The organism is bacterium, assembly GCA_016786595.1.
Classification (GTDB): Bacteria; Bdellovibrionota_C; UBA2361; order SZUA-149; family JAEUWB01; genus JAEUWB01.
Window position 1 is genome coordinate 35,897 of record JAEUWB010000026.1, and the last position, 6,670, is coordinate 42,566.

4 protein-coding genes are annotated in these 6,670 nt (G+C 43.5%); 1 reads left to right on the top strand and 3 read right to left on the bottom strand.

Annotation, left to right across the window (positions count from 1 at the left end):
* Nucleotides 1-151 precede the first annotated feature (151 nt).
* On the top strand, nucleotides 152-2,575 hold the full coding sequence (priA, locus tag JNK13_04490) for a primosomal protein N' (GenBank protein MBL7661994.1): 2,424 nt from the start codon (nucleotides 152-154) through the stop codon (nucleotides 2,573-2,575).
* A gap of 7 nt (nucleotides 2,576-2,582) precedes the next feature.
* Here the strand turns inward: priA and JNK13_04495 are convergent, their stop codons facing one another.
* From JNK13_04495 to JNK13_04505, 3 genes are all read right to left on the bottom strand, one after another.
* On the bottom strand, nucleotides 2,583-4,259 hold the full coding sequence (locus JNK13_04495; GenBank protein MBL7661995.1) for a serine/threonine protein kinase: 1,677 nt from the start codon (nucleotides 4,257-4,259) through the stop codon (nucleotides 2,583-2,585).
* Nucleotides 4,260-4,353: 94 nt separating this feature from the next.
* Nucleotides 4,354-5,871 carry a UDP-N-acetylmuramate:L-alanyl-gamma-D-glutamyl-meso-diaminopimelate ligase gene (locus JNK13_04500; GenBank protein MBL7661996.1) on the bottom strand — a complete coding sequence of 506 codons (1,518 nt, stop codon included), beginning with the start codon at nucleotides 5,869-5,871 and terminating at the stop codon, nucleotides 4,354-4,356.
* Between the two features lie 11 nt (nucleotides 5,872-5,882).
* The coding region (locus JNK13_04505; protein ID MBL7661997.1) for an MBL fold metallo-hydrolase at nucleotides 5,883-6,670 on the bottom strand (788 nt) is incomplete at its 5' end.

A 6,670-nucleotide genomic window follows, 5' to 3' on the forward strand; every position in this document is an offset into this window, starting at 1 on the left:
TTTACATAGAATATATTGTCGGGCACTGCTCGATCTAACTTTAGGTTCCTTTAATGACTGTTCAAGCTAGGATATTTGCTGAATTTTTCAGTCTTGAGGTAGGTTATTAAATAGTGCCTAAGCCTAGATATTAGTTTTATTAATACAGATCATGACCATAACAGACAGTGCAACTCTGCAGCCAGCAAATCCCGATCAAATCTGTCTTGTAGCAATTCCTGGAATTAGTATTGAACTTTCTTATCGTGTCGACAGTTTAGAAAGCATCCCTGCAGTTGGATCAGAAGTATTAGTTGAAGTTGGAAGAAGCAAACGCCGCGGCTGGATAATTGGCTATCAAAATAAGTCGGAAATAGTAGACTTTTCCAAAAAAAAGAAAGTCGACCATCAAATTGCACTTTTCCCTGGAAATAACTTTGAATCAAAAACAAAGCATCAATCCGATTTAAAACCGGTCCTCAAATTTAAACCCGCTTGCCTACAATCACAAACACAACTGTTCCAATGGATGAGTGAATACTATGGTGTAACACTTGCAGAAATCTATGACACGGCCTTACCCCAACGTGTAAAAATCCCAAAAACATTTTTTCAAGTGCAAATTACAACGACAGGGAAAAAATTTCTTGAAGATCAATCCGCTTTTGAAAAATTTTCAAAGCGTTCGCCAGCACAAGCACAACTGTTAACTCAACTTGCTGCTAGGAAAACTCCACTCGATCAAACTGTCTTATTCGCAACAGTTAAAAAGAAGTCCGGGTTAAAAGCTTTGATCGATAAAAATTTAGCCGCTTATCTCCCATATATTCCAGCAATTGGGCCAACCTTGATTGAGGCTGATACGAATAGCGAAATCAAGCTCAATTCAGATCAAATTAACGCTATCACAAAAATTAATGTGGCAATTGACGAGCAACACTTCAACCCCTTTCTCCTACATGGCGTAACCGGTAGCGGAAAAACAGAAGTATATTTAAACGTAATTGAGCACGCACTCTCCCAGGGCAAGTCAGCCCTAGTTGTTGTTCCAGAAATTTCCCTTACTCCACAACTGTTAAGCCGTTTCACGAAACGCCTCTCGCAAACGCCCGTGGTGCTACATAGTCAGCTTAATGCAACTGAGCGCTGGAGCGCTTGGGAGGCACTGCTGCGCGGAGATGTCAGGGTGGCAGTCGGTGCGCGTTCTGCAATCTTTGCTCCAATGCAAAACCTTGGATTAATCATTATCGATGAAGAGCACGACTCTTCGTTAAAACAATCAGATGGACTGCGTTACCATGGGCGCGATGTCGCACTCAAGCGCGCACAAATTGAAGATTGCACAATTCTCCTAGGCTCTGCCACTCCCGCGTTTGAAAGCTTATTGAATGTCGAACGTGGAAAATATAGTCTGCTTGAGCTTCCCGAGCGTGCAACGCAAAGCACAGTTCCAAAGATTGAAATTGTAAATTTTGCGGCAATTCGGAAAAAAGACTGTCCCAGTGAGAACATCTCGCCTGAATTATTTAGTGCACTCAAGAACACTCTAGAGCAAAAGCAACAGGCAATTGTACTTTACAATCGGCGCGGCTTTTCAACTTATTTACAATGTGAAACTTGCACAACCGTGATTAGCTGTAAGCACTGTTCAATCCCCTTGACCTTGCATCAACAGGGCAATTTCTTACTCTGCCACTACTGTGGTTATCGTACAAAAATCATCGAGCTCTGCCCAATCTGCCGTGACCCCAAACGTACACTAGCGCAAACAACAGAAAATGATCATGAAACTTCCGCCAAGAAAAATGCTGAGCCGAAAATAGGTCAATTACGTCAACGTGGCGGTGGCACTGAGCGTGTGGTTGAAGAACTTGGCATACTTTTTCCTGCCGCTCGAATTGCGCGGATGGACCGGGACTCGGTCAGCAATCATAAAATCCTTAACGAGCTACTAGGCAAAATGCATGGCCGTGAAATTGATATTTTAGTTGGCACGCAAATGCTTGCTAAGGGCCATGACCTACCTGGCGTAACTTTAGTCGGCGTGATTAATGCTGATGTCGGACTTAATCTACCTGATTTTCGCTCCTCGGAGCGTGTCTACCAATTGATTGCACAGGCTGCCGGACGAGCAGGCCGTGGGAATCACCCGGGGCGAGTGATTGTTCAGACCTTTCAGCCAAACCATCCTACAATTGTTGCACTGCAAACTGGTCGCTATAAAGCCTTTGCGCGTTATGAATTAACTCAACGTAAAGAATTATTTTACCCACCCTTCACGAGATTACTGCGCATCATCGTATCTGCACCGAAACTCGAAAATGCCGTTAGTTACGCAAAGAAAGTTGCAGAGTTCTTAAGTCAGTTTCATACATCAAAACAAACAGCTGCGAGTAATCCCTTACAAATTATTGGCCCAACACCAGCTCCGATTGAGCGCTTGCGTAACCGCTATCGCTTACATTTTTTAATCAAATCAAATTCCGTGCGCTTAGTTTCTGAACTCGCACGAAGCCTAAGTGAGTGGCAAAATACAATTAAAGGTCATAAGGATACGCGGATGGCGCTCGATATCGATCCCTACGAGATGCTTTAGAGTGTAACTACTCAGCGTAAGAAAAAATCCGCTTCTCCCACAAGGCGATTGTAAGCTCTAGCAATGCGGCAAATAAAGCAATTGTAAGCATCAAGGCTAAAATTATCGAATGATAATAACGCTGGTCAATCTTTGAGAAACTCTCTCTGACCATGTCATCCTTCATATCGACACCTAAGACCGCAATCGAATTTCCCTGCTTGTCTTTAATTGGTGCATAGCCTGTTAAAACTACATCCCACTTATCAGCGATGGTAATATCTTTATCGGCACTGGGCCGTTCGAAAGCCTCAAAAGCCGCAGGGAATTTTAGTGATTCCTCAAAAATTGTCCCTGGACCGACTGGAATTTCGATACCTTCAAGTTTACCATCACCGTTGCGATCTAGCTCAGCGACACTGTCATAGGTATCATCTTCAACTACAAATTCAAGATATTTTGGGTCATTTGAACGTTGCATGATATAAATAAATTCAACGCGACTAACACGCTGCTTAATCATCTTTAAAATTCGCGCAAGTAAACGACTGGCCTCGTTACCGTAATCAATTTTTCCACGGACCTGTTTAACTAAATTAGGATCGATCAAAAGTGTTGAAGTTTGAGCAAAATTGGTGAGCTTTTCGGTGAGCTCATCGACAATTGATTCTTTGGCGGTGCTCCTTAGCGTATGCGAAGTAAAAGCCAATGCACCAAACATGAGGACTAGCAGTAATGTGCACACGGCAAAAAATTCTTTACGAAAGGCAATTGCAAATCGGGCTTTTTCTAGCCAGGAATACTTACAGGCAGAAACGGCTAAATTCTTGATGTAGCGATGTAAATCTAGTGCCATTTCGCCGGCTGATTGATAGCGCTCTTCAATATTTTTATTGAGCGCCTTTAAGCAAATCGCCTCAAGCTGTTTAGGCACAAGCGGATTAATTTGACTCGGTGGCGTGGGGTCTTCGTTGACAACGCGAATTAAGGTATCAAACACAGAACCGCCATTAAATGGAGGACTGCCAGTTAATGCGCAATAGAGAATTCCCCCGAGGGAGAAAATATCTGAACGGTTGTCTAAGCCGGAATTTTTTTCTTGTGCCTGCTCGGGAGACATAAAGGCCGGACTGCCCACAATGCCTTGCGCGATTTTTTCGTGTTCATTTAAGAAGGCATCTTCCGTGTTGTTGCTTTTGGCAACACCAAAATCCATGATCTTGGGCACACCTTCCGGTGTAATTTGGATATTACCTGGTTTCAAATCGCGATGAATGATTCCGTGGGCATGTGCATAATGTACTGCACGACAAATTTTAATTACTATCTTTAGAAGTTGATGATCGGTTAATTCGCGACTGGAAATCACCTCAGCTAAAGTCTTGCCCTCAACATACTCCATCACGTATGCAGAGCGATCCTGAATTTCTATTAATTCAAAGACGCGGACAATGTTAGGGTGTTCAAGATTGGCTGCGATGTGCGCCTCCATTTGGAAACGCAACAGGTTAATTGGATTTAAATCGACTGTGGAGTGTAAAGTTTTGATTGCAACGTTTCGACCAAGCTTGAGATCGCTTGCCAGATAAACGCTGCCCATCCCACCGCGGCCAATCAAACGCTTAATAATATACTTCCCGGCCAACTCGCGGTTGAGCTCAGAAACGTCATTAGCTAATACTTCTTGCGCCTGATTTTCCTGCATGGAGCCTTAATATATAGGCCATAGGACATTAATCTAGTAAAAAAGTCAATTATACTAGCCGCTATTTTGTTGATTTTGCAGGTTTTTCAGTGACTTAGATCGATCGAATGTATTGTTCCATCAAGCCGCCAAAGTCTCCATTCGACATAAAAACAATCACATCTCCGGGACTTTGAAATTGCAGCAAAAACTCTCTGATCTCCTCCACCGAACTAAAGCTAAACCCGTGCTTGCCTTTTGCTTTTAGCTTTTCGATTAGAAGCTCCACATCGAGTGCCTTAGTCTCAAGCTCAGCCTTGGCATAACCACTAGCATCAGAAACTTTTTTTACCACAGCCACATCAGATGCAGAAAAAGCTTCTGTATAGGCCTCCTGAAAAAAAGCACGGCGACTCGTATTTGAGCGCGGCTCAAATACGGCAATGAGCCTTCGTCCAGGATAATTTTCTTTTAAACCTTTAAGCGTCAGATCGACAGCAGTCGGATGATGCGCGAAGTCTTCAAGGACAGTAATGCCATTTTTCTCATCAATGATTTGTTGACGACGGGCAACGCCACGAAACTCTGCAACTCCATGCCTTATTTTCTCAGCACTTAATCCCAAGCACTTACCAATGCTTGCCGTGACAAGTAGATTTAGCGCGTTATGCGGCCCTGTTAATCTGGTTTGCATTACAAGGTTCTGACCGTCCAGTGAACACTCCAAAGTTTGCCCTCCGGACTCAAGTGACGTTCTCGAAACTAAACGGAAATTTGCACTTGGACTTAAGCCATAAAAAAATACTTGGGCCTGGATTTGATTTTCAGAAAATAACTGTGAAACTTGGGCGACAAGTTTTGGGTCATCTGCATTTACAAAAATAGCGCCCGCCTTCGGCACGCGCTTGATCAGTCGATTAAATTCAGTGCGAATTTCATCAAGTGATGCATAAATATCGCCGTGATCAAATTCAATGCTTGTAATCACTAAAAAATCTGGCCGGTATGAATGGAATTTCGGCCACTTCGCAAAATAAGCGCTGTCATATTCATCGCCTTCAAGCACAACCGTACGTTTACTGACTTCAAGTTCTGTATCAACTACACGAATACTTCCAGGTAAGTTTAGCGGAGCGCCGCCAATAAAATAGCCCGGCTTTAAGCCAGCAAGATCTAAGAGGGTTGCAATTGCTGCAGTTGTTGTTGTTTTTCCGTGCGTGCCGCTGACTACAATTGACCTTGGGCAAAAATCTCTTTCGCCAATTAGAAGTGCGGCAAAGACTTCGGGCATCGAAGCATAAGGGATTTTTTGCTTGAGCGTGAAATCAACTTCAACATTGTCACTGCGAATGCTGTTACCGATCACTACCAGGTCAGGCTTAATCTTAAAATTATCTAGAGAAAACCCTTGATATAGCGCGCTCGTCAGTGAACGCACATAAGGTCCCATCGGTGGGTAAAATGCTTTATCACTTCCCGAAATTTGATAACCAAGTTGCACAAGCAATGCCGCCACAGCAGCCATGCCCGTGCCGCAAATTCCAATTAAATGAATTTTTGCTCCCGGGGATAATTTTTTAATCTCAGCTACACGCTGAAGCGATGCCTGATCTAATTCTGGAATTGAAGTCATAAAAAGAAAGTCTAATTAATTTCTAAAACTTCCAAATCCTCAGCTGCACAAGCATCCCAACCAAGATTTGTTTTTAATGTGCTGGAGAATGCGGAAATAGCTGCCGGTTCACCATGCACAATGCGTGTATAGCGTGGAGTGCCGTGTGCGGATTTGGCCCAGCGTAATAACTCATTTTTATCAGCATGTGCCGATAGACTTGAAATTGTTTCAACATGGGCGCGCACCGGAACATTGATTCCGAAAATTTTAACTTCTCGCTCTCCGGACTGAATAATTTCGCCACGCGATCCCGCGGCCTGATAGCCAACAAATAAAACTGTTGTTTCAGGATGTGGAAGCCAGTTTTTTAAATGGTGCAAAACGCGCCCACCCGTAGCCATGCCACTGGCTGAAATAATTATTCGTGGCCCCTCTAAACTATTCAAGCGCTTTGACTGATCCTTGGTTTTCGAAAATTGCAACGCTTTAGGCTCAAGTGGGTCTTTTCCACGATTCATTAAAGCTAAAGCCTCACTATCAAACTGCTCACTATACTTACGATAAATTTGCGTTGATTCAACAGCCATTGGGCTATCAACAAACACAGGAACTACTGGAATCTTGCCCTCAGACTCAAGTTTGGAAATTGCATAGAGTAAGTGCTGTGTGCGACCTAAGGCAAATGCAGGAATAATCAGTGGGCCACCTCGTGCAATCGAATTTTTAATTGCCCCAGCAAGCTCAGCATCCCCTTGGTCGGCTGCATGTAAGCGGTCTCCATAGGTTGATTCACAGATTAATAGATCTCCAATTTCCA

Bases quoted from the DNA above. Each gene is read 5' to 3' on its own strand.
- priA (MBL7661994.1), top strand. From the start codon at position 152: ATGACCATAACAGACAGTGCAACTCTGCAGCCAGCAAATCCCGATCAA.
- JNK13_04495 (MBL7661995.1), bottom strand. From the start codon at position 4,259: ATGCAGGAAAATCAGGCGCAAGAAGTATTAGCTAATGACGTTTCTGAG.
- JNK13_04500 (MBL7661996.1), bottom strand. From the start codon at position 5,871: ATGACTTCAATTCCAGAATTAGATCAGGCATCGCTTCAGCGTGTAGCT.